At 41.3% G+C, this 20,827-nt stretch carries 16 protein-coding genes and 1 riboswitch; of the genes, 1 reads left to right on the top strand and 15 read right to left on the bottom strand.

Going from position 1 to position 20,827, the window contains the following annotated elements; all coding sequences use genetic code 11:
* Positions 1 to 14: 14 nt before the first annotated feature.
* Positions 15 to 1,355, bottom strand: coding sequence for a hypothetical protein (locus tag RTR76_RS11680; RefSeq protein ID WP_312520845.1), 1,341 nt, complete (start codon positions 1,353 to 1,355; stop codon positions 15 to 17).
* A 188-nt stretch (positions 1,356 to 1,543) separates the two neighbouring features.
* A riboswitch (cobalamin riboswitch) is annotated at positions 1,544 to 1,729 on the bottom strand.
* Between the two features lie 121 nt (positions 1,730 to 1,850).
* Here RTR76_RS11680 and RTR76_RS11675 point away from each other — a divergent pair.
* Complete coding sequence (locus tag RTR76_RS11675; RefSeq protein ID WP_312520843.1) at positions 1,851 to 2,744, top strand: LysR family transcriptional regulator; 894 nt, start codon at positions 1,851 to 1,853, stop codon at positions 2,742 to 2,744.
* 193 nt (positions 2,745 to 2,937) lie between these two features.
* Here RTR76_RS11675 and RTR76_RS11670 read toward each other — a convergent pair whose 3' ends face one another.
* The 14 genes from RTR76_RS11670 to RTR76_RS11605 all read right to left on the bottom strand — a co-directional run bounded on the left by RTR76_RS11670 (position 2,938) and on the right by RTR76_RS11605 (position 20,655).
* Complete coding sequence (locus tag RTR76_RS11670) at positions 2,938 to 3,588, bottom strand: 3-oxoacid CoA-transferase subunit B (protein WP_312520841.1); 651 nt, start codon at positions 3,586 to 3,588, stop codon at positions 2,938 to 2,940.
* Positions 3,589 to 3,601: 13 nt separating this feature from the next.
* Positions 3,602 to 4,249, bottom strand: coding sequence for an acetate CoA-transferase subunit alpha (gene atoD / locus RTR76_RS11665; RefSeq protein WP_312520839.1), 648 nt, complete (start codon positions 4,247 to 4,249; stop codon positions 3,602 to 3,604).
* 49 nt (positions 4,250 to 4,298) lie between these two features.
* Entirely contained in the window at positions 4,299 to 5,141 is an 843-nt protein-coding gene (locus RTR76_RS11660) for a methyl-accepting chemotaxis protein (RefSeq protein ID WP_312520838.1), read from the bottom strand.
* A 178-nt stretch (positions 5,142 to 5,319) separates the two neighbouring features.
* The gene (locus RTR76_RS11655; RefSeq protein WP_312520836.1) at positions 5,320 to 6,261 is read right to left on the bottom strand and encodes a 3-hydroxyacyl-CoA dehydrogenase NAD-binding domain-containing protein; all 942 of its coding nucleotides are present in this window, start codon (positions 6,259 to 6,261) and stop codon (positions 5,320 to 5,322) included.
* Positions 6,262 to 6,309: 48 nt separating this feature from the next.
* Entirely contained in the window at positions 6,310 to 7,632 is a 1,323-nt protein-coding gene (locus RTR76_RS11650) for a gluconate:H+ symporter (RefSeq protein WP_312520834.1), read from the bottom strand.
* Between the two features lie 105 nt (positions 7,633 to 7,737).
* Positions 7,738 to 8,646 (bottom strand): 3-keto-5-aminohexanoate cleavage protein, encoded by a 909-nt coding sequence (locus RTR76_RS11645; protein WP_312520832.1) that lies wholly within the window; start codon positions 8,644 to 8,646, stop codon positions 7,738 to 7,740.
* A 245-nt stretch (positions 8,647 to 8,891) separates the two neighbouring features.
* On the bottom strand, positions 8,892 to 10,277 hold the full coding sequence (locus tag RTR76_RS11640) for a sigma 54-interacting transcriptional regulator (protein ID WP_312520830.1): 1,386 nt from the start codon (positions 10,275 to 10,277) through the stop codon (positions 8,892 to 8,894).
* A 332-nt stretch (positions 10,278 to 10,609) separates the two neighbouring features.
* Positions 10,610 to 11,392 (bottom strand): aldolase/citrate lyase family protein, encoded by a 783-nt coding sequence (locus tag RTR76_RS11635; protein WP_312520829.1) that lies wholly within the window; start codon positions 11,390 to 11,392, stop codon positions 10,610 to 10,612.
* Positions 11,393 to 11,481: 89 nt separating this feature from the next.
* The gene (locus RTR76_RS11630; protein ID WP_312520827.1) at positions 11,482 to 13,407 is read right to left on the bottom strand and encodes an aconitate hydratase; all 1,926 of its coding nucleotides are present in this window, start codon (positions 13,405 to 13,407) and stop codon (positions 11,482 to 11,484) included.
* A gap of 40 nt (positions 13,408 to 13,447) precedes the next feature.
* A complete protein-coding gene (locus RTR76_RS11625) occupies positions 13,448 to 14,770 on the bottom strand; it encodes a citrate:proton symporter (protein ID WP_312520826.1) in 1,323 nt (440 codons plus the stop codon).
* 392 nt (positions 14,771 to 15,162) lie between these two features.
* Complete coding sequence (locus tag RTR76_RS11620; protein WP_312520824.1) at positions 15,163 to 17,019, bottom strand: sigma 54-interacting transcriptional regulator; 1,857 nt, start codon at positions 17,017 to 17,019, stop codon at positions 15,163 to 15,165.
* A gap of 180 nt (positions 17,020 to 17,199) precedes the next feature.
* A complete protein-coding gene (gene garR / locus RTR76_RS11615; protein ID WP_312520823.1) occupies positions 17,200 to 18,084 on the bottom strand; it encodes a 2-hydroxy-3-oxopropionate reductase in 885 nt (294 codons plus the stop codon).
* Between the two features lie 32 nt (positions 18,085 to 18,116).
* A complete protein-coding gene (gene hyi, locus RTR76_RS11610; RefSeq protein WP_312520821.1) occupies positions 18,117 to 18,902 on the bottom strand; it encodes a hydroxypyruvate isomerase in 786 nt (261 codons plus the stop codon).
* Between the two features lie 88 nt (positions 18,903 to 18,990).
* Complete coding sequence (locus RTR76_RS11605) at positions 18,991 to 20,655, bottom strand: thiamine pyrophosphate-dependent enzyme (protein WP_312520819.1); 1,665 nt, start codon at positions 20,653 to 20,655, stop codon at positions 18,991 to 18,993.
* Between the last annotated feature and the right edge of the window lie 172 nt (positions 20,656 to 20,827).

Raw genomic sequence — 20,827 nt, 5'->3', positions numbered from 1 at the left:
GTATCAGCGAAGCATTAATTAAAATACATATCAAAAGCTCCGTAATAACGGTGGTCATGCTTACCGGTTAACTTATCCTCCAGATTTTGATACTGCAGCGACATACGGATACCATCCATTACCATATTCTGATACCCAAGCATCAACCCTTTATGGCCGTTTGTCTTGGCTTCACCAACCCCAGTAAAGTTGCCGTAATTGCCAGGCAAGGCATCTTTATCAATATCCCGGTAGGTAAGAGCAATAGCCTGATCATGGGGTACGAGGATGTTGACAAGTCCCTCATAGGAATAAAATCCTGCTTGCCGCTTGCCGCTTACCCAGTTATACGAGACTTGGGCCGCCCATGCATCGGGTGAGCCGGAGGCATCGGATTTTGTGTAATTAAGTACGCCGGTAACCCCTTTTTGTATTTCCCATGAAAGGCCGGTATCCACATAGTTTGCTGCCACTGCTGGAGCATCCGTTTTAAGGCTGCCATCAGCAGAAATATAGCCTACATTATATTCAAAGGATTTTGTGGGTGCAAAATTCAGATTTATCCCTTTTAAATCAGTATTTTTTTCCGGATTGACCCAATAGCCGTCCAGCCTGGTTTTGCCGAACTGATGTTTCAGCGCAACACCGTCAGCATCGCCCTGCAAGGCCAGGGGAAAATAACGGCCAACAGCCAGCGCCATCCGGCCGGCCTGAAACTGATCAATGCCAAAGAAATCTTTCACTTGGATATAGCTGCGGGTAAAGCGCATTTCATTGGATGTATTCCCGTTTTCTGAGCTGCCGCTGCCAAATTTGCCGCTGGCCTGAATACGTGATTTATAGCTCACCCGGTCATTGAAATCGGCGTTGAGGTGCAGCCGCTGCCGCCAATTAAAGGCATTGCTGCCTTCTTGTTTTTTACTGTCCACATCTGAGGCTTCAATTAAAGTCTCGCCGTCAATCGTAACTGACGTTTTCTTTGCTTTCGTTTGTTTTGCCGGCTGCACCGCTTCTTTAGGGAGCTGTTGTTCTGTTTGCACTGTCCGCACGCCAAGCGTATTCAGCTCTACGGCAAATTCATGTGCCAGCCGGTCAATCTTTGCCTTTTGCTGTTTGTCAGCCTGATCATATTTACTCAGTGCATTGGCTAAAAACCGGGCCATTTCATAGCGGGTAGCAACTTTATCTTTGTCATAGGCAGCCGCATCATAGCCAGCAATCAGCTTATCCTGGACCAATGCATCAATTTCAGCATAAGCCCAGTGATTTTGAGACACGTCAGCATACGGGTTTTCCTCTGCTGCAGCCACCCCCATACCCGTCATCAGCGTTAAAGTAAGCGCCGTGATTACTTGTTTTCTTAGTCGTTTTCTCATGTCTTGCTCCCCTCGTCTTTCGAATAATCATCTATGAATGCAAAGCAGGTATGTACTGCTCTGATTATAGAGCTCTCGCCGATAAATAAAACAGCCCTGTCCTTCTTAATAGATAAAAAAGGAAAGGGCTCATACGGTTTTAGCCATTGCAGCTGCCGTTTTAATCCCCTCCCTGTCGCTCGCAGGTCAAATGGTGACGTCATACAGGCAGTTCTCCTGGCTCTGGCTCATTGCTTACCCAAACCTTCCCAGGATGTATATCCCAGTGGTATTATCTTGAGTCTGCTCCCCATTACAGTGGCGGGACCGCACCGGCCTTTAACCGGTTTTTCTATTAAGTCGCATATAGCAACACCTGTTCAATCTATGTAGTTGATAATGTTTTTCAATAACGGTAACTATCTTTATTATAAAGAAAGGAGTTTTTATTTGTAAAACGAAACATATTAATAATTGCTATCGAAATTTTTAATACACTAGATAAGGAGAGCCTTAGTGGATATAGAAGTTTTAAAAACAATGCAAATTTTAACCCAAACGAAGAGCTTTTCAAAAACGGCAGAAATACAAAATATTGTCCAATCAACAGTTAGTGCCCGTATCGCCGAGCTGGAAAAGACATTAGGGCAAAAATTGTTTATCAGAGATAATCAGCGTGTGGTATTGACGCAAAGTGGCCTTATGTTTCTTCCTTATGCCCAGCATATCTTGGAAGACTTCGAAAATGGCAAAGCCCTTTTAAATTCAGCAGCCCTATTTGATGACCGCTTAGTTATAGGAAATGTATATTCAGCAATGCCAAATCTCTTACTCCCGGTTTACCGTGAATATTTGCGCTGCTTTCCCCGCATCTCGGTAAAAGCAGTTGCCGGCCATTCAACGGATATTTTGCAGTCTTTGGTAGACGGCATTATCGATATTGCAATCGTTTATCAGTTGCCAAGAATTCGCCGGTTTACAACATTCCTATGTAATGAAGAAGATTTTGTTTTAATATGTCCTCCCGGTGATCCGCTTGCAAATCAGGTGGAAATGCCGGTTAAGGACCTGGCAAAGATTGATTTTCTGTTTCATAACTGGGGAGGAGCTTTCAGTGATTGGATTGCCCAATTATTGCCAGGAACACGTTGGTTTCACGCTAACATCGGTAATCCGTCTTTTATTGTTTCCCTTGTTGAAGACGGAGCCGGTTCAGCTATTCTGACCCGTTCTACTGTTCAAAAAGCCTTGAACAGAAACTCCGTAATTGAAATTCCCCTCACCGGTTCACCCTTGCCGCCCCGCTGGCAGACGTATGCAGTTGTTCATCCCAAGCGGCTTTCCCGTCAACCGGTTCGGGACTGGCTTGACATGATGAGTAAGCATGGTTTGGCAGCAGTACCTATTTAGCTGATATACTCAAATATTCAGCTTTGTAAAGAAAAAATCTCTAATATAAAAAGAACAGCAAGCTAATAGCTTCCTGTTCAGATCGTCGGCAAAAAGGCACTTTCGCAAAGCGTAAGGCGCCTTTTTAAATTGCGTATGCTTCATTGCATGTTTTTCCTTTGCATTCGCAAACACTCTGTTCAATCGTTAATCATTACGCAAGTTTCATCGTAAGCAAGGGAACTGCAACTGAAAAATTCGCTTCCGTTTTTTCTCGCACATCATCCACTGATACTTCGGGTGCTAATTCCCTAAGAACAAGTCCAGCCTCAACCACCTCAAATACACAAAGATTTGTAATAATCAAGTCAACCACACCTTTCCCAGTCAATGGAAGAGTGCACTTTTTTAAGATCTTTGAAACCCCATCTTTTGAAGTATGTTCCATGGCAACAATCACTTTCTTAGCGCCTGATACTAAATCCATCGCTCCCCCCATTCCTGGTACAAGTTTGCCCGGAACCATCCAATTCGCAAGATTTCCTGTCTGATCAACTTCTAATGCGCCAAGCACGGTAATATCAACATGTCCCCCTCGAATAATAGCGAAAGACATTGCACTATCAAATACAGCACCACCGGGAATGATTGAAACAGGCTTAGCTCCTGCGTTGACCAAATTGGGATTAGGTGGGCCAGTTAGTGGAGCTAAGCCAACGAAGCCGTTTTCAGACTGTAGGATAACCCTTACTCCTTCTGGCAGGAAGTCTGCGGCTAATGTTGGGATACCAATACCGAGATTTACAACATTACCATCCTGAAACTCTTGCGAAACCCGTTTAGCAATTATCGTTTTTGCATCCATCTCTTAATCCCCCCTATCCCTGGACAATCCAGTCAATGAAAATACCTGGTGTCATTACCTGATCCGGATCAATTTGACCAGCTTCTACGATGTTCTCTGCTTCGACGATAACGACCCTGGCTGCCATAGCCATCAGTGGGTTAAAATTGCGGGCCGAGCGCTCAAATATTAAATTTCCTGCAGTATCAGCCTTATACGCCTTTATAAGAGCGACATCAGCTCTTAACGGTTTTTCTAGCAGAAAATCTTTTCCGTCAACGGTTATCACTTCTTTTCCTTCGGCAACTATTGTTCCGATCCCAGTCGGCGTTAATATGCCGCCTAATCCGGCACCACCAGCACGAACACGCTCAGCAAGTGTTCCCTGTGGTAGAAGTTCAACCTCAAGTTCACCCGTGTTCATTTTTCTTCCAGTTTCCGGATTTGTCCCAATATGAGAAACAATTACCTTCTTTAGTAGGCCATCGACCACAAGTTTCCCTATGCCTTTATCAGGAAAAGCCGTATCATTCGCAATAACAGTAAGCTGCTTTGTTCCTTGAGCTACTAGTGCGTCCACAAATACCTCTGGTGTGCCTACAGCAAGGAATCCCCCAATCATAAGTGTCATACCATCTTCTATTTTCTGCATTGCTTGTTCTATTGTAGTAATTTTAGACATGCTATCCTCCACCTATTATAAAATCGAAAAGCTTTAACGCTTTGATCGATTACGTATTTTGGGTTAGCTCATCAGCGAGCTCATCAAGTTGATGAGCAAGAGAACCGACTTGCTGAATTGCGCTAGTCACTTCAACAATTGATGACGCAATTTGATTAATTGCTTCATTGACTTGCACAAAATGCCTGTATGATTGAGTACTATCTTGTTGAATTGCTTTAACAATAAAATCAACATTCTTTACAGATGTAGCGCTTTCAGTAGCTAACTTACGTATTTCCTCTGCTACTACACTGAAACCACGCCCTGCTTCGCCAACTCGCGCAGCCTCGATTGCGGCATTAAGCCCCAATAGATTTGTTTGACTTGAGATATTCTTAATAAGTCCTATAATTTTGTCTGTTTCTCTCACTCGTTCCTCTGATTTCAGGGCAGCCTGAGTTAAGTTAGTAATGAGTGAAGCTATTTCTTGTGTCTGGGCGGATATTTTTTCTGAAGTGCCAGCTATGGAACTAATGCCCTGGTTTAATATCCCAGCCATCTCCTTCATAGCATCCTGCATATCTACTGGTTCAGTCACTACAGCACATCCTAATACATTCCCTAACTCATCAAATATTGGAGAGCACACAGCAATATATGGCATTCCATAAAGGGTCTTATCGCCTCTTCTTATAACTCTGCGCCTCTCTCGAATAGCTTGCTCAACTGCCGAGCCGGGTTTTATAGGATCTCCCGGTGAAACTCTCATATCAAAATTCTTTGCCGGTTTATAAAGTAAGAACTTCTCCAAATCGGTTAAAGATACGCCAATTTCTTTATTTAACAAACTATTAAATAACGGTAATGCCTGCATAAAGCAATCTAAAATAGAGTTAACCTTTAGCTCCACAATAAATTCCTCAATTCGACAGTTTTCTGTCTCAAATTGTTTAAGTTTATGCTTAGTCATAAGAAAAATTAGGCAAGACTATGGCTGCAATACTTTCAAAGCACCCTTAGCCTTACCTTAGATTGCACTTATCTACTCTTACTAACAGTCAGACCTGTGCTCGTATCTAAGTCTTATTTTAGATATAATACTCAGATGCTTTTAATTGATGAATTAACTTCTTCATAAACTTTTTCCGGACTTCTGGTACTTCCTCAGGAGAATACTCATAAAATCCTTCCCCGCTTTTTACTCCCAATTTGCCTTCATCTACTTTCTTTCTAAGCAGTTGATTGGCACTTTGTGAATTGTCCATTACTTTTAACAAGTTATCGCCTACGACGCACCAAATATCTAAACCGCCAAAGTCAGTAACTTCTAAATGTCCCGTAGTAGCATAGCGAAAAGCCGGACCAAACTTTAATGCCTTGTCTATTTCCGCAGGTTCTGCTACTCCCATTTCAATAAGGGAAAATACCTCTCTGGCAAGCCCTTGCTGAATTCTGTTGGCAACTAACCCTGGTACATCTTTTAGTACTTTTACTGGTTGTTTATTGATCGATCGATAAAGCTGATCGACTTTTTGGTATATCTCTTCAGGCATATTACCAAAGAAAGAGAGTTCTACGATCGGCATAAGATGGGCTGGATTATACATGTGATTAATCATCATCCGCTGTTTGCGGTTTTCACTAACTAGTTTCATCATTTCCTGTAAAGGAAGACTTGAGGTATTACTGGCAAAAATAGTTGTTGGAGGACACAGTTCATCCAGTTGTTTAAATAAATTTTGCTTGAGCTCCATTACTTCCGGAGCTGCTTCAATTACATAATCACGATCAGCCACAGTACTTTGCAGGTTAGTCGAAAATTTAATATTAGCAAGGCAAGCTTCAATTTCCAAATTTGGAAGGTAGTCTTCGCTAACGAATAGTTCTAATTCTTGTTTAATAAGCTCTTTAGCTTTTGTAAGAACTTCTGCATTCGTATCATAAATGTTCACATCATAGCCATATATAGAAAACGCTGTAGCTATACCGTGTCCCATCGTTCCTGATCCGATAATTCCAATTTTTTTCATGCATATTCCTCCTCATGTTTACTGCTGCTTATACTCTTCTATTGATGGTCATATGAAAAAGCTCAGAGTTATGACTCCAATTAGTCCCATAATTGCAATGAGAGACGTTAACCCACCCCATATAACAAACATTTGAGGTAAAGTAAAGTTAAAGTACTCTTTAACCATCCAAAAAGCGGCATCCGTAGGTGGATCAAAAAATACTGAGCCGCAAGCCAGCGCTATCACCATCAGCTCAGGATTTACACCTGGTTGAGAAAGTAATGGCAATAGAAGGCCTGCTGCTGTAAATAAAGTTACAGTGGACGAGCCTATCGCAACTCGTATAACTGCTGTAATCACCCAGGCTACAATATAAGGAGATAGTGGCATTCCCACCATTAAAGAAGCTACATATTGACCTACTCCACTATCAATAATAACCTGTTTAAACGCACCACCTCCGCCGATGACGAGGATAATCATCGCAATGGACTTTATGGACTGTTCGGCGGATAACATCAGCTCCTTGATGTTTTTGCCTTGGGCAAAACCAAACGAATACATGGAAACTAATAACGCTATTAGCAGGGCCATGTCGGTAGTACCAATAAACTTAAATACCGTAACAATAAGGGAATCTTTAGGAAAAGCTGCCTCGATTACCAGTGAAGCTATAATAATAATTACAGGAACAAGGGCTGTAAAAAAGCTAATGAGAAAGCCAGGCAGCTCGTGTTCTTCGAATACTTTTCCAACTTTAAGTCCACTGGGTATTTCAGTATTTACTCCAGCTTTTTTGACAAGCTTATAAAACAAGGGTCCCGTCACTAATAAAGTTGGAATGGAAATGATAATTCCATAGACAAGTACCAACCCGATATTTGCATGAAATATATTTGCTATTGCAACAGGACCCGGATGAGGAGGTAGGAAGCAATGGCTTATCGTAATTGCTGATAACATCGGGAGGCCTACTTCAAGCAAAGGAATTTTTCCGGCTACCGATATTGTAAATACGATCGGAATTAATACAACAAAACTGACTTCCCAAAATAAGGTAATGCCCACAACAAAGCCAGTTATAGCAACCGCCCAAGCTACGTGTTTACGACCAAACTTGGCGATTAAAGTGTCAGCTATTCTTTGTGCACCTCCACCATCTGCCATAATTTTACCAAACATGGCACCAAGACCTAAGATAATGGCAAGATGGCCCAGTGTTCCGCCCATACCCGCTTCGATTGAAGCAATCAGCTTTGTTAGCGGTAAGCCCTCGGCATAACCAACAACCAAGCAGGTGATTAACAGTGATAGAAATGCATTCAATTTGCATTTTACTAGTAAGAAGTAAAGAAATGCGATACCAAGCACTAAAATAATAATGGGCATAATGTCCACTCCTTGATCGCTAAATTTCTATAGTGTTAGAATACTTAATTTAATTATTCTAACTCCTCAATTCACCATTTTATCTTTAAGATACACATATAAGCGTTATAAGCCATTTAAGTTTAGTATTGTTCTTGTATCTTTCGGTGTAGCTATCTCTTTGCCCAAGCTTTCCGCAATATTTCTAATAACTGCTACTTGCTCACTGCTAGATTTAGCTAATATACCTGGCTTAATATATATATTATCTTCCAGACCAACTCGGACATTTCCACCCATTGCAAGTGCAACTGTTGTAAGCGGAAGCTGATATTTGCCTGCGGCAGCGCAAGACCAGGTAAACTCGCCAAGTTGTTCACGCGCAGTTTTAACCAAATACACTAAGTTTTCAATGCTAGCTGGTATTCCACCAAGTACACCCATTACAAATTGCAGGTATACCGGCTTTTTAATAATTCCTTTCTTTACGAAATAAGCGATGTTATTGATCATGCCTACATCATAAACTTCGAACTCAGGTAATGTTCCATGTTCATTCATTGTTTTAATATAATACTCAAGGCCTTTAAATGTATTAGCAAAAACAAGATCATTAGTTGCCTCTAGAAATGGAATCTCCCAATCAAACTTAGGCTGTTGAATTCGGGCTGCAGCCGGTGCCAATACAAAGTTTACTGAGCCGGCGTTGCATGAGGCCAATTCTGGTCTAAACATAGGAACAGCAACTAATCTTTCTTCGAGCGTCATACCTATAGCACCACCTGTTGTTATACAAATAACAACATCTGAGCGGCGCTTAATACCATCAACAATTTCACTCATTAAGCCAATATCACTGGTTGGTTTACCTGTTTGGGGATCACGAGCGTGAATATGCACTACAGAAGCGCCTGCATCGCAGGCCTTGACTGCATCTTCAATGATTTGCTCAGGAGTAATAGGTAAATAAGGTGTCATGCTGGGGACGTGAACGGCTCCTGTTATTGCAGCGGTGATGATTACTTTTTCTGTCATTTTTTCTCTCCTCTTTTAAACTAAATTAGTAGAAACAGCTACTATCCTCCTTTCCACTTCTTCCTGCCATCTATCTATAGAGCAAAATTCGTGCCAATGGCATAAATCCTTATCATTCACTATTCTCAAACAGTTCTGATTACACGAGTGTAGTCTATCTACTACACCTGTGTAGTTTTTTAATGGAAAGCAACAGAAAAACCCCGTCTTCACAAATTGAGAAGACGGGGTTTCTATTTATTAAGCTAAATCATAATTCCATACTTTTTTATTTTTTGATGTAAGACGGTTCGATGAATATTGAGTTCTTCAGCTGCTAGTGTTTTATTACCATTCGATCTCAATAGTGCTTTCACTATAGCTTGTTTTTCTGCCAATTCTTTGGCCACTTCCAAGCTCTGCCCAACGCTATCACCACTATCATCACTCACTGTTTCTATCATGCGTGGCATTAGATAGTCAAAATGCTCTATGCCTAAATCACCCGCACCTGCAATAACAGCAGCCCGTTCAATAACATGTTCGAGCTCTCTTATATTACCTGGCCAATTATATTTACGAAACAGCTGCAACACTCCACTTTGTATTCCACTAATATTTAGTCCATGATTTTGATTTACTTTTTCAATGAAATGCTCTATCAATGATTCAATTTCCTCTGCTCGCTCCCGCAATGGAGGACTGTTTATTTCTACAACATTGATACGGTAATATAGATCTTGACGGAATTCACCCTTACGTACTAAATCTTGCATATTTTGATTGGTAGTACAGATTAATCTTATATCAAGTTCAATAGTTTTTACGCCGCCAAGTCTTTCAATTTCTTTTTCTTGTATAACACGTAATAGTTTCGATTGAAGATAAAGTGGTAATTCATTTATTTCATCAAGTAGAAGTGTTCCCCCATTTGCCAGCTCGAATTTACCGGGCTTGCCACTTTTTTTTGCACCAGTAAAGGCTCCTTCTTCATAACCAAACAATTCTGCTTCTAATAGCTCTCTGGGTATAGCTGCGCAGTTGATTCTAATAAAAGGCTTATGACGACGGGGGCTCAATTGATGTAAAGCATGAGAAATTAACTCTTTCCCGGTTCCAGTCTCACCGCTAATAAGGATAGTTAGTGTCGAAGGAGCAACTTTTTGCAAAAGTGACTTAACTTGTTTCATCTTAGCGGAATCTCCAATGATCTGCTCTAATGAATATTTTGCCCCCCTCAGCTTCCCTAACTCCGCTTTAACATGCTTTAATTCAAACTTTAACCGATCGATCTCTTCTAATAATCCATTTACTTCGTCTAATTTGCGAAAAGTAGTTATAGCAACGACACCAACTGGTTGTCCATTATGGTTGATTGGTATTCTATTACAGACTACTGGGATATTGCCATTAATTAAATGGACAGAACCAATTTCTGCTACACCAGTTTTCGCAACAATATCCATACGAGTTTGAGGAATAACATCACGTACCTGCTTACCAATTACCGCTTCCTGAGAAACATTCATAATTTCAGCATATTTCTTATTTAAAAAGACAATTTTTCCAGCAATATCTGTAATAATTAAGCCATCTAATGTTTCGAGTGCACTCTCTAAGATTAACGTGTATTTTCCATCGAAATAATTCAAAATTCCACCTTCCCTCCTAGTCTGCGTAGCTCTTTGGGTCGAATAAAGTATAAGCAGCATCTAGAATTTGCTTTCGTCGGTTTTCTTGAATTTTATCTTTTTATAGTTAAAATTACCATAGCTTGCCTCTATTCCTAATGTAATTATACCCAAATACGATAAAACAGCAACCTACACTGCCGTAAGATTTAGCTAAAACGATTGCAGGAATTTGCCTAAAAGTGAAATGCCTCCCCAATCAAATGTGATTTGGGAGGCATCTCTTTATGCGTGTGAATTTCGCCACTTCTTTGATGACTCTCAGAAAAGTAAGCAAGCTACATATTTATAATTCATAACTCAGGATTAATAATTGTAGCTAACCCTTTCATCTTAGCTACATCTTCCTTAACCAACCGTCCGTAGTACTGCTGTTTCCATTCATACCATAAATACTCGAAAGTCAATGCATGTATAATGCCTTCTTCCATATGTACTTCTGCCTGATTATAGTTACCAAAGACTACTTTTCTTGTTTCAAAACCATCGATGAGTCCCTTTAATTCACGTAAAAATGAAACTGATTTTGGAGTTATGCCGCCTCCAACCAGGCATTGAAGATTTTTTTGCTTTGCTTTTAAAAAAATACTTTTTGCAATAGACAATACCTTAGGAGAGTTGACATCTCCGAGTTTTAAAGCACTGCTTAAATCAGTACGCCCCAATACGATTCCATTTAACAATTTAATGTTATCTGCTGCGAGTATTTGGTCAAATTTTTCATACCCATCAACAGTTTCAATATTGATAAGCAAATTAGCATCTTCAAGCTCTTCCGGCAAGAGCTCACTTTCCACCATCTCTAAGAACTTTTCTAATGCAAACTTGGATTCGATCATGGGTGCCAATACCGTATCAACACCAATCATCTTGGCAATTCGTAAATCAGTTAGTGCTTCACAGCCACCAATTTTGACAGTTAAATCCACGCCTGCCCGTAAAACAACTTCCTTTGTTCTAAGCATTTCATCCAGGCGAATCCCTTCCGCTTCCATTGCCACTTTAACACCTGTAACACCATAATTCTCACGAAGCTCTTTCAAGATAGAAACCATGCGTTTTTCTATTGCGTTCATATAGACCTCCAACAGCTACGAGTTTTATTTCACATGCCGATTTCTGACTTCATTTATCCCCGACTTTTACAGAACCGCAATATGCAGAATCAGCTATTGCGTATTTTAATCCAGTTAAGCCTGCCTCCCACTTTCACAATATCTAACTCGTCTTGCGACAAAGGACTCCCTACTTTTATTTCCAAGTTCTTAGAACGATTACGCACAATATATGGAGTCCCTTCTTGTAATAAAGCTGTGTCGAGTGAGATCACGTCACCCTGTTCGAAAGCTGCGAAATCACTCTCATCCGTAAAAATTAGCGGGATAATTCCGAAGTTTACCAGGTTAGCCAGATGAATCCGGGCAAAGCTCTTGGCAATTACAGCCTTTACTCCCAAGTATCTAGGTGCCAGGGCAGCCTGCTCACGGCTGGAGCCCTGACCATAATTATGCCCGGCAATAACAATACCGCTGCCGACTTTTTTCGCCCTCTCCGCAAAGGACTCATCAATCACTTTAAAGACATACTTTGCTATTTCGGGAGTGTTGCAGCGGATTGGCATAAAATTCGCCCCTGCTGGCACAATATGGTCTGTTGTAATATCATCCTCAACTTTGATGAGAACTTCCCCGCTAATATCCTCACCAAGCGCTTCGAATTCCGGCAATGGCCGGATATTTGGACCGCGTCTAATTGGCTTATCATCATATTGTTCTGAGGGCTTCAGAAACATGCTTTCGTCAATAATAAAGCGTGCTGGTATCTCATAACGAAGTGAAGCTAGCCCTAAATCACGTGGATCAGTGATTCGCCCTCTGATTGCCGAAGCCGCTGCAACTTCAGGACTGACGAGGTAAACGTTTGCCGATTCAGTTCCGCAGCGCCCGATAAAGTTCCTTGGACCGGTTCTTAGTGATATCCCATTTGTCGGCGGTGCAAATCCCATACCATTACAAGCACCACAGAACATTTCCATAATACGCACACCTGAACACATCAAATTATCAATAACTCCACGGCGCATACTTTCTAGCATGACTTGACGGCTTCCGCAATAGAGTGCAGCATCAACATTACTATGAACGGTTTTTCCATCAAGAATCTTTGCGATTGACAGCACATCCTGCAGAGAGGAATTGGTACAGCCCCCAAACATGACTTGATCAATAGCCATTCCTGCTACCTCCCGAACAGGCACGACATTGTCAGGCTGATGCGGCAATGCAATAAGAGAGTCGAGTTCAGACATGTTAATTTCGATTACGCTATCATATACCGCATCTTCATCCGGCAAAATTGCAACCCAGTCTTGTTCTCTGCCTTGCGCCTTAAACCATTGGCGGGTGATTTCATCACTGGGGAACACGGATGTGGTTGCGCCTGTTTCTGCGCCCATGTTACAAATGGTAGCTCTTTCCGTTACATTTAACGTTGCTACACCTGGTCCGGTATATTCTAATATGCAATTAATCCCGCCTTTAACTGAAATTCTCCGGAGAATCTCTAATATCACATTTTTAGCTGACACCAACGGCGGCAATTCTCCAGTAAGTACAACCTTTGTAATTTCAGGCATTTTGATATAAAATGGCTCACCGGCCATGGCCATTGCCACGTCCAGCCCGCCAGCTCCAATCCCGAGTGCCCCTACCCCTCCTGCATTTACCGTGTGTGAGTCACTGCCGATGATGCTTGTTCCGGGCTTAGCAAACCTTTCTAAGTGTAATTGGTGGCAAATACCACTGGCAGGCTTTGTACATATAATTCCAAACTTATTTGTGATATCCATCAAAAACCGATGGTCATCGGGATTTTTGAAATCGGCTTGTAAGATATTGTGGTCAATATAGCTTACGGAAAGGTCTGTTTTTACTCGTTTTAATCCCATGGCCTCGAACTCAAGATACGTCATAACACCTGTAAGATCATGAGTGAGCGTCTGAGACATACGAATGCCAATCCGATTTCCTTTTTTCATTTCTCCATCTACAAGAGCTGCGTTAATTAATTTTTCTGCAACAGTTAGTCCCATGTTAACCCTCCACTTTAACAATTACCGGATCAATGCCTGTTTATAAAGGAACAACACCCATAGCGATTGCTGTCCCCAGCATAATCAGCGAGGTTATAATCGACGGCAAGAGAGCACTTTTGGTAAGTTCTTCAAACGTAACATTGTTCATCCCTACTAATAGGTAAGTTGATGCTACTAGCGGGCTTAATAGGTGACATCCCTGAGCAATGAGAGAAGCCCTGGCAATTTCTGCCGCACTAATTCCATAAGTGGCAGCAGACTTAGCAAGAATCGGAACAATGCCAAAATAAAATGCATCATTTGTTAAGAAATAATCAAAGGGTAAGCTGGACAGGGCGGTTATCAGAGCCATATGTGAACCCATTTCAGGCGGAATAGAAGTCGTCAATACATTTGCCATGGCATCAATCATCTTTGTACCTGCCATGATACCCGTGAAAATACCTGCACCTAAAACCATGGAGATATTAGGAATTACATTTGTTCCATATTCAGCTACCCGTGCTTGCTGCAGTTTCAAGCTGGGATAATTAATCATTAATGCTAAAGCGGTACCAATCATAAATAGAACGTTAAGCGGTAAAAACTCTGTCACTAAGGCGGCCATAAGGACCACAGTCATTAACAAGTTAGTCCAAAACAAATTGGGGCGTTTCAGTGCTGCACAGTCTGGATCACTGCCTTCAATGTTACACGTGCTAAACTCAGCTGCAGCATGTTCTGCAGCCCCGATTTGCAATGTACCCAAACGCGTACGTTCTTGTAAACCAAGCCTATATGCCCAGAAAAGCACCCACATAGTACCAGCAACCATTGCTGGTATAAGCGGCACGAACACCTGTGATGCTTCTAAGCCCAGTGCACTCATCACCCGGCCGGTGGGTCCGCCCCAGGGAATAATATTCATTACTCCGTTTTGCATAATAGCCATTGTCGGCAAAATGATAGGATTAATACCCAGTTTTTTGTGAACTGCCAGCATCGCAGAGGTCGTGATAATATACGTTGTTGCGCCGTCACCGTCTAGTGATACAATACCTGCAAGCAATGCAGTACCTACAACAACCCGCATGGGGTCACCTTTTGAGGCTTTTAATATCCTGTTGATTAGAGGATCGAACAATCCGGTATCAATCATTACGGAAAAATACATCATCGCAAAGGCAATCATGACTGCCGTAGGTGCCACCTTTTTAATTCCATCAAGCGCCATTGCACCTACTTTGGGACCAAAACCTAACCCGATACCAAACAGAATAGGGATAACAATCAGAGCATTCATCGCTGTAATCCGTTTGGTCATGAGTAGATACATGAAAACTATGACCATAATAAAACCGGCAATCGCTAGTGTAGACATTTCATAGTCCTCCCTCAAATTAGTACTTGCATCTGTGACATAACACAATAACTCCCCATACTACCTTCCTGTACAGTCAAGTTCGACATGAACATTAATATTGCAAAATGTGTGCCAACTTTTTTGAGAGCTGAAAAATAGAGTGAAATGGCGTAATTATCAAAATGTTTCGATCGTTTATTTTTAAAAAATTCACGAATCTTCGATGATGTTTCACGTAACCCATGCTTCACCTAATAAAATGTCATCATGTTTCATTCAAATGCTTTGTTGTTTCATCAATATCTATTTATTGTTGCAAAAATAAGCTAAATATTGTTTCAAAATACCGGAAAAGGCTTTCGCCTCTTTTCTGAGAGGTGAAAGCCTTTTAAACATCAAGCTCGCATAAATTAACATATTCTTATACCCAATCGTGTCATTCGCCGCCAAAGTGTCGATCTACTAACTCCTAATGCTTTTGCTGCATCGCTTATCTTTCCGTTACAAGCTTTTAATGCTTCTTTTATTAGGGTGACCTCCTGCCTGTCTTCCTGGGAGGCTCTACGAGTAATTTCTAATCCCATAATCTTTTTGACAAAGCTTGTGCTGATTTTGTCGCGCTGTGACATTGCAACAATTCGCTCAATAATATTTCGCAGCTCGCGGATATTGCCCGGCCAGGTATGGTTCTCTAATAGTTTAAGTGCCCCTGTGCTAAAATCCAATTTTTTTCCTTGAGCTAACTCTTTCATAAACTGTTTTGCATAGACGGAGACATCCTTCTGGCGGTCTCTAAGTGGAGGAATCTGCAAGTATAAAACATTTAATCGATAAAATAGATCCTCTCTAAATTTATTGGCTGCAACTAATTCACTTAGATCCTTATTAGTTGCGGCAATAATCCGGACATCCACAGGTAAAACCTTATCGCTCCCCAGTCTGACAACATTCTTTTCTTGTAAAACCCTTAGCAATCTGCTTTGGTTCACAACATCCATTTCCCCAATTTCATCTAAGAAAATAGTCCCTCCATGGGCTACTTCAAAAAGACCTGCTTTTCCTTCTTTATTTGCCCCTGTAAAAGCCCCGCTCACATATCCAAAAAGCTCACTTTCCAACAATTGGGCCGGTAAGGCTGCACAGTTTATCGCTACAAACGGTCCAGTTGCTCTCCGGCTATTGTTGTGAATACTTTGCGCAAAAACTTCTTTTCCCGTACCTGTCTCGCCTGTTATAAGAACATTAGCCTCAGTCACAGAAAAGCTTTTTGCCATTGCAATTGTTGCAGCCGTTGCTTTACTTGTACCGTAAATATCTTTAAACTGAGAGTTTGCGATATGTCCTTTAATGTATGCTTCTTTTCTGATCCGTGCTTCCATCATCTGAATCTTTGTTATATCTTGAAATGTGGCAATCGCTCCAATTATTTTTTTTCCATCTTTAATAGGAACTTTATTGCAAAGAATCTGAATGTCATGGACCTTATAGATATTATTTAATTCTTCTTTTCCATTGCACAAGATACTTTCCAAGCCTATTTCTGGACATATTTCATCTATTTTGCTTCCAATTTCTCCAGTACAGCGAAAGATTCTTTGCGCTACAGGATTAAAGGTTGTAATTCTGCACTTTTCATCCACGGAGATAATTCCATCATAAACATGATTCAAGACAGTTTGAATTAAGCCCATTCTCCTTTTTTCCAACTCTATCGACGTTAGGATCGATTTGGCACTAAAAAAGGCATCTACATAGGCTTGCGTTCCTGTTTTGATCTGAACGCAAGGTAATTCTTTCTTCTTCGCAGCAACAACTGTTGTAAATCCACCAAGGATAACAGCTGCTCCATCGTGCATAGCCAGCTCTATCATTGAATTAACACTGTCTCTTGTAGTTAAATGATACTTCTTGATCTTGACGCCAAGTGCGGATTCCAAACTCTCGATTTGTTTAATCATGGAAGGAAACGATACGACTGCAATATTGCTGCCATACTGGCGGGCCTCTTCTAACGCTAAAACTAAATCGAAGCCGCTAATCGGAACGTCCAGTACAACTATATTAGGATGCACAGCCCGGATGTTCAGAGCTGTCTCCCCCCGAGCAATGATTATTTCTATCCCCTGTTTAATTAAACGTTTTGCTTTTACAAGCCCTTCGTCCAGTGAACCAATTTCAAATATGATTTCAGCTTGAAAATCGCTTAGTATCGCTTCGATTTCTGTACTTTTATTTTTATCCGGTGCTAGAAAAGCGATCTTTTTCATTTCACACACCCTACTGCTAGCTTTATCCTGAGAGAGGACTTAGCGAGTTTCCTATTACAGACTACAATTCAGGACAATTTCTACAATTCTTTTATTACATTTAGATACCTTTAAAGGAGCTAATAGTCCAGATTGTAAGCAGAACCTCTTATCGTCCGATAAGAGGTTCTATATAGTGAATTACCGCTTTACTTCGACTTTTGCCAGTTTTTCATAGTAACGGATCAGGCTGCCATGATCAGCGTCTCCTAAATCATCTACCTTTAGTGCCTGCATCATTTCCATGACTGCAGCAGTAAGCGGCAATGGGACACCAATTTCATGAGATGTTTCCAGGGCATTGTTCAAGTCCTTGATGTGTAGATTAATGCGGAAGCCAGGGTCAAATTTGCGATCCATTACGAGCGGTGCTTTTGCATCAAGAACAGTACTCCCTGCTAATCCACCCCGGATTGCTTGATAAACTAACTCCGGTTCTACACCCGCTTTTGCAGCTAAAACTAAAGCCTCGGACATAGCAGCAATATTGAGTGCGACAATAACTTGGTTAGCAAGTTTCGTAACATTGCCTGCACCAATATCTCCAGTCAAAACAACGGAGCCTGCCATCGCTTTTAATATTGGATAGCACTTTTCAAATATCTCTTTCTTACCACCAACCATTACCGATAGAGTACCTTCAATAGCTTTGGGCTCGCCGCCACTTACAGGAGCATCTAACATCTCGATCCCTTTTTTAGCAAGCTCCGCTGAAAGCTCACGGCTGACCAATGGAGCTATAGAGCTCATATCAGCAACGATAGTACCTGGTTTAGCCCCTTCGATCACTCCGTTTACACCTAAAACAACCTCTTTTACATGTGGAGAGTTAGGGAGCATGGTAATGATAAGCTCAGTCTGTTCTGCGACAGCCTTCGGGGTCGCAGCAGCTGAGGCACCAGCGGCAACTATCTCATCAACCGAGCCTTGATTTCGATCCATTACAACGAGTTCATAGCCTGCTTTAAGCAAATTCTTGGCCATGGGTTTTCCCATTATTCCAAGCCCAATAAATCCAATTTTCATATAAACCACTCCTCCATTAAATAACGTAAGAATTACAACGTGTAACCGAAGTCTTTAATCCATTGAAAAGAAGAATTTCCTTTCATACTGGGAACATACTCTAGTCCAATATACCCCTGGTAACCAAGTGCATCAATTTCTTTAAAAATAAAAGAATAGTTTATTTCCCCTGTTCCAGGTTCGTGTCTCCCTGGATTATCCGCAATCTGAATGTGACCAATGCTAGCAATATTTTTTCGGATTGTTGCAGCTAGTTCACCTTCTTCTCGCTGAGCATGGTAAATATCATATTGGACAAACACATTCGGCATCCCTGCCTCTTCAATGAGGGTTAATGCTTGCTCTGTGCGACTAAGAAAGAAAGCAGGAATATCATAATGATTAATTGGCTCAACTACCAGTTTTAGGCCAGCTTCTTGTAATGCCTTTGCTGCGAAGCGTACGTTTTCAACAAGGGTAGCCATGTGCTTTTTATTATCGTAACCTGCAACAATTTTACCTGCTAAACAGTTTACTTGGCTCACTCCCAATTCAAGAGCATACTCGATTGCTTTAGGCACTCCTGCCTGAAATTCTGCTATGCGGTCAGGGTTTGCTGCTATTCCACGATCACCATTGGCCCAATCACCGGAAGGCAGGTTAAACAGAATTTGTTTAAGGCAATTTGCCTCAAGTTGTTGCTTTAATTCCCTTGCGCTGAACTCATAAGGGAAAAGATACTCAACATAGGTAAATCCCGCTTGACGAGCCAATGAAAACCGTTCCATAAAAGGAACCTCAGTAAATAACATGGTTAAGTTAGCTGCAAATTTAGGCATGTATATCCCTCCTCATCTCTATTTAATTTATTGTAGGTTGACTACTAAAATAACCGGCAAAGGTAATTTGCTCTAAAACGAACATTTATTAAACAAATTCTTTTACAGCGTCGACCGCAGCACCCATAGAACAATCTGTCTGTGTTTCACAAACGATATCGATAACATAAGGCACTTTTGATTTAGCAGCTCTTGCCAAGGCTGCCTGAATTTCCTCTGGCTTGAATACTCGCTCTCCAGCGCAGGCAAAACCTTCAGCTACTTTCACATAGTCCATAACACCTTGATTAACGGTCATTGCTACTGCATTTTCAAAGTCGTAAGCGTATTTTTGGTTTTGTCTGATTAGCCCAAGATACGCATTGTTCACGATAACAACAATCACGGGAATATCATAAGCTCTAGCTACTGCAATTTCTTGTACATGAAAGGTAAACCCAAAGTCTCCCATAACAGCTACCGCGTGTTTACTAGGATTTGCAATCTTTGCTCCAAATGCTGCGGGAATATCCCACCCTAGCGTACCTGCACCTCCGGAAGGCATATAAAGTCCAGGCTTATTGATATCTTGAAGTTGTCCAGACCAGATTTGATTCAATCCGCATCCTGTAGTAAACATAGCATCATCTTTAAAGAATTTATTTAATTCTTCATATACCCGCTGTGGTTTCATTGGTACGCAGTCATAATCTGTTTTCCTTTTTAGTTCCACTCTGAGTGCTTTGAGTGCTTCAATTCGAGCAGGACCTTTTACTTTACCGTCTTCTAAAGCTACAGCAAGAAGTGCTTCTAATGCATATTTCGCATCAGCCACGATACCGAGATCAGGCTGGAATATCTTACCGATTTCTTTCGGTTCTACGTTAATATGAATAAATTTTCTGCTTCCTTTATATGTAGCAATATTTCCGGTATGTCTGTCCGTGAATCGGCAGCCGACACCGATAATTAGATCGGAATCACAGAATACTCTATTACCAATAGGTTGACCAACTTGGATGCCTGCGTGACCAGCGTATAGCGGATGATCAACAGGTATACCGCCTTTAGCCATATAAGTAGTAATAACCGGGATTTGCAGAGTTTCGGCAAACTTTACGCACAAGTCAGTTGCCCCAGCTAATACAACACCACCGCCCATGATAATGGCAGGGCTCTTAGCTTCATTAATCATATCAATCGCTTTGCGAATGTCAGAAATATCCGGACGAGGATTTTCATACTGTAAAGGCTTGTACGTGTCTGGATCAAAATCAATCTCAGCCATTTGTACATCTAGCGGCAAATCAACTACTACTGCTCCTGGCTTACCGGATTTCGCCGTTTTAAAGGCATGTTGCATGACATCAACAATGGTGTTAGGATCCATTACACAATAGGTAGCTTTCGCAACAGGCTCGCAGATTTTTGCAATATCAACACATTGGAAGGGATCCTTGTCAAGCTGAGCAGTCACTGCTTGACCTGTAATTGCAATTAAAGGAATCGAATCGATATTTGCTGTGTATATGCCTGTAACGAAATTCGTCGCTCCCGGTCCTGATGTACAAAGTGCCACAGCCATATTGCCACAAGCTCGATAGTAACCATCAGCGGCGTGAACAGCAGCTTCCTCATGACGCACACAATAATGCTTAATCGCTGATAAACCTAAGTATTTGTAAACGGGATTTATGCCTGCTCCTGGGATGCCGAAAGCATCAGTAATGCCTTCTTTTTCAAGTATTTTAACCACTATTTCTGCAACTTTCATCGGAAATTCCTCCTATTTTCTCTGTGCTTTTGTATGTTTTATCATACTATTCACAATCTTCATTGCCACTTGAGATCATTATAGCCCAGAGTTAAATATAGGTAAAATTCATAATTAGAATATTCGTTATGCCTTCAAGCTATGTTATAATGAATGCAGTAGGAGGCGATTT

The sequence above is a fragment of the Anaerospora sp. genome, from assembly GCF_032013335.1.
Lineage (GTDB): Bacteria > Bacillota > Negativicutes > Sporomusales > DSM-15969 > Anaerospora.
This window is presented reverse-complemented; position numbering and strand designations above follow the sequence as displayed.

Excerpts from the sequence above, each read along its gene's own strand:
- RTR76_RS11680 (WP_312520845.1), bottom strand. The coding sequence starts at position 1,355 with ATGAGAAAACGACTAAGAAAACAAGTAATCACGGCGCTTACTTTAACG.
- RTR76_RS11670 (WP_312520841.1), bottom strand. The coding sequence starts at position 3,588 with ATGGATGCAAAAACGATAATTGCTAAACGGGTTTCGCAAGAGTTTCAG.
- atoD (WP_312520839.1), bottom strand. The coding sequence starts at position 4,249 with ATGTCTAAAATTACTACAATAGAACAAGCAATGCAGAAAATAGAAGAT.
- RTR76_RS11655 (WP_312520836.1), bottom strand. The coding sequence starts at position 6,261 with ATGAAAAAAATTGGAATTATCGGATCAGGAACGATGGGACACGGTATA.
- RTR76_RS11650 (WP_312520834.1), bottom strand. The coding sequence starts at position 7,632 with ATGCCCATTATTATTTTAGTGCTTGGTATCGCATTTCTTTACTTCTTA.
- RTR76_RS11645 (WP_312520832.1), bottom strand. The coding sequence starts at position 8,646 with ATGACAGAAAAAGTAATCATCACCGCTGCAATAACAGGAGCCGTTCAC.
- RTR76_RS11635 (WP_312520829.1), bottom strand. The coding sequence starts at position 11,392 with ATGAACGCAATAGAAAAACGCATGGTTTCTATCTTGAAAGAGCTTCGT.
- RTR76_RS11630 (WP_312520827.1), bottom strand. The coding sequence starts at position 13,407 with ATGGGACTAACTGTTGCAGAAAAATTAATTAACGCAGCTCTTGTAGAT.
- RTR76_RS11625 (WP_312520826.1), bottom strand. The coding sequence starts at position 14,770 with ATGTCTACACTAGCGATTGCCGGTTTTATTATGGTCATAGTTTTCATG.
- RTR76_RS11620 (WP_312520824.1), bottom strand. The coding sequence starts at position 17,019 with ATGAAAAAGATCGCTTTTCTAGCACCGGATAAAAATAAAAGTACAGAA.
- garR (WP_312520823.1), bottom strand. The coding sequence starts at position 18,084 with ATGAAAATTGGATTTATTGGGCTTGGAATAATGGGAAAACCCATGGCC.
- hyi (WP_312520821.1), bottom strand. The coding sequence starts at position 18,902 with ATGCCTAAATTTGCAGCTAACTTAACCATGTTATTTACTGAGGTTCCT.
- RTR76_RS11605 (WP_312520819.1), bottom strand. The coding sequence starts at position 20,655 with ATGAAAGTTGCAGAAATAGTGGTTAAAATACTTGAAAAAGAAGGCATT.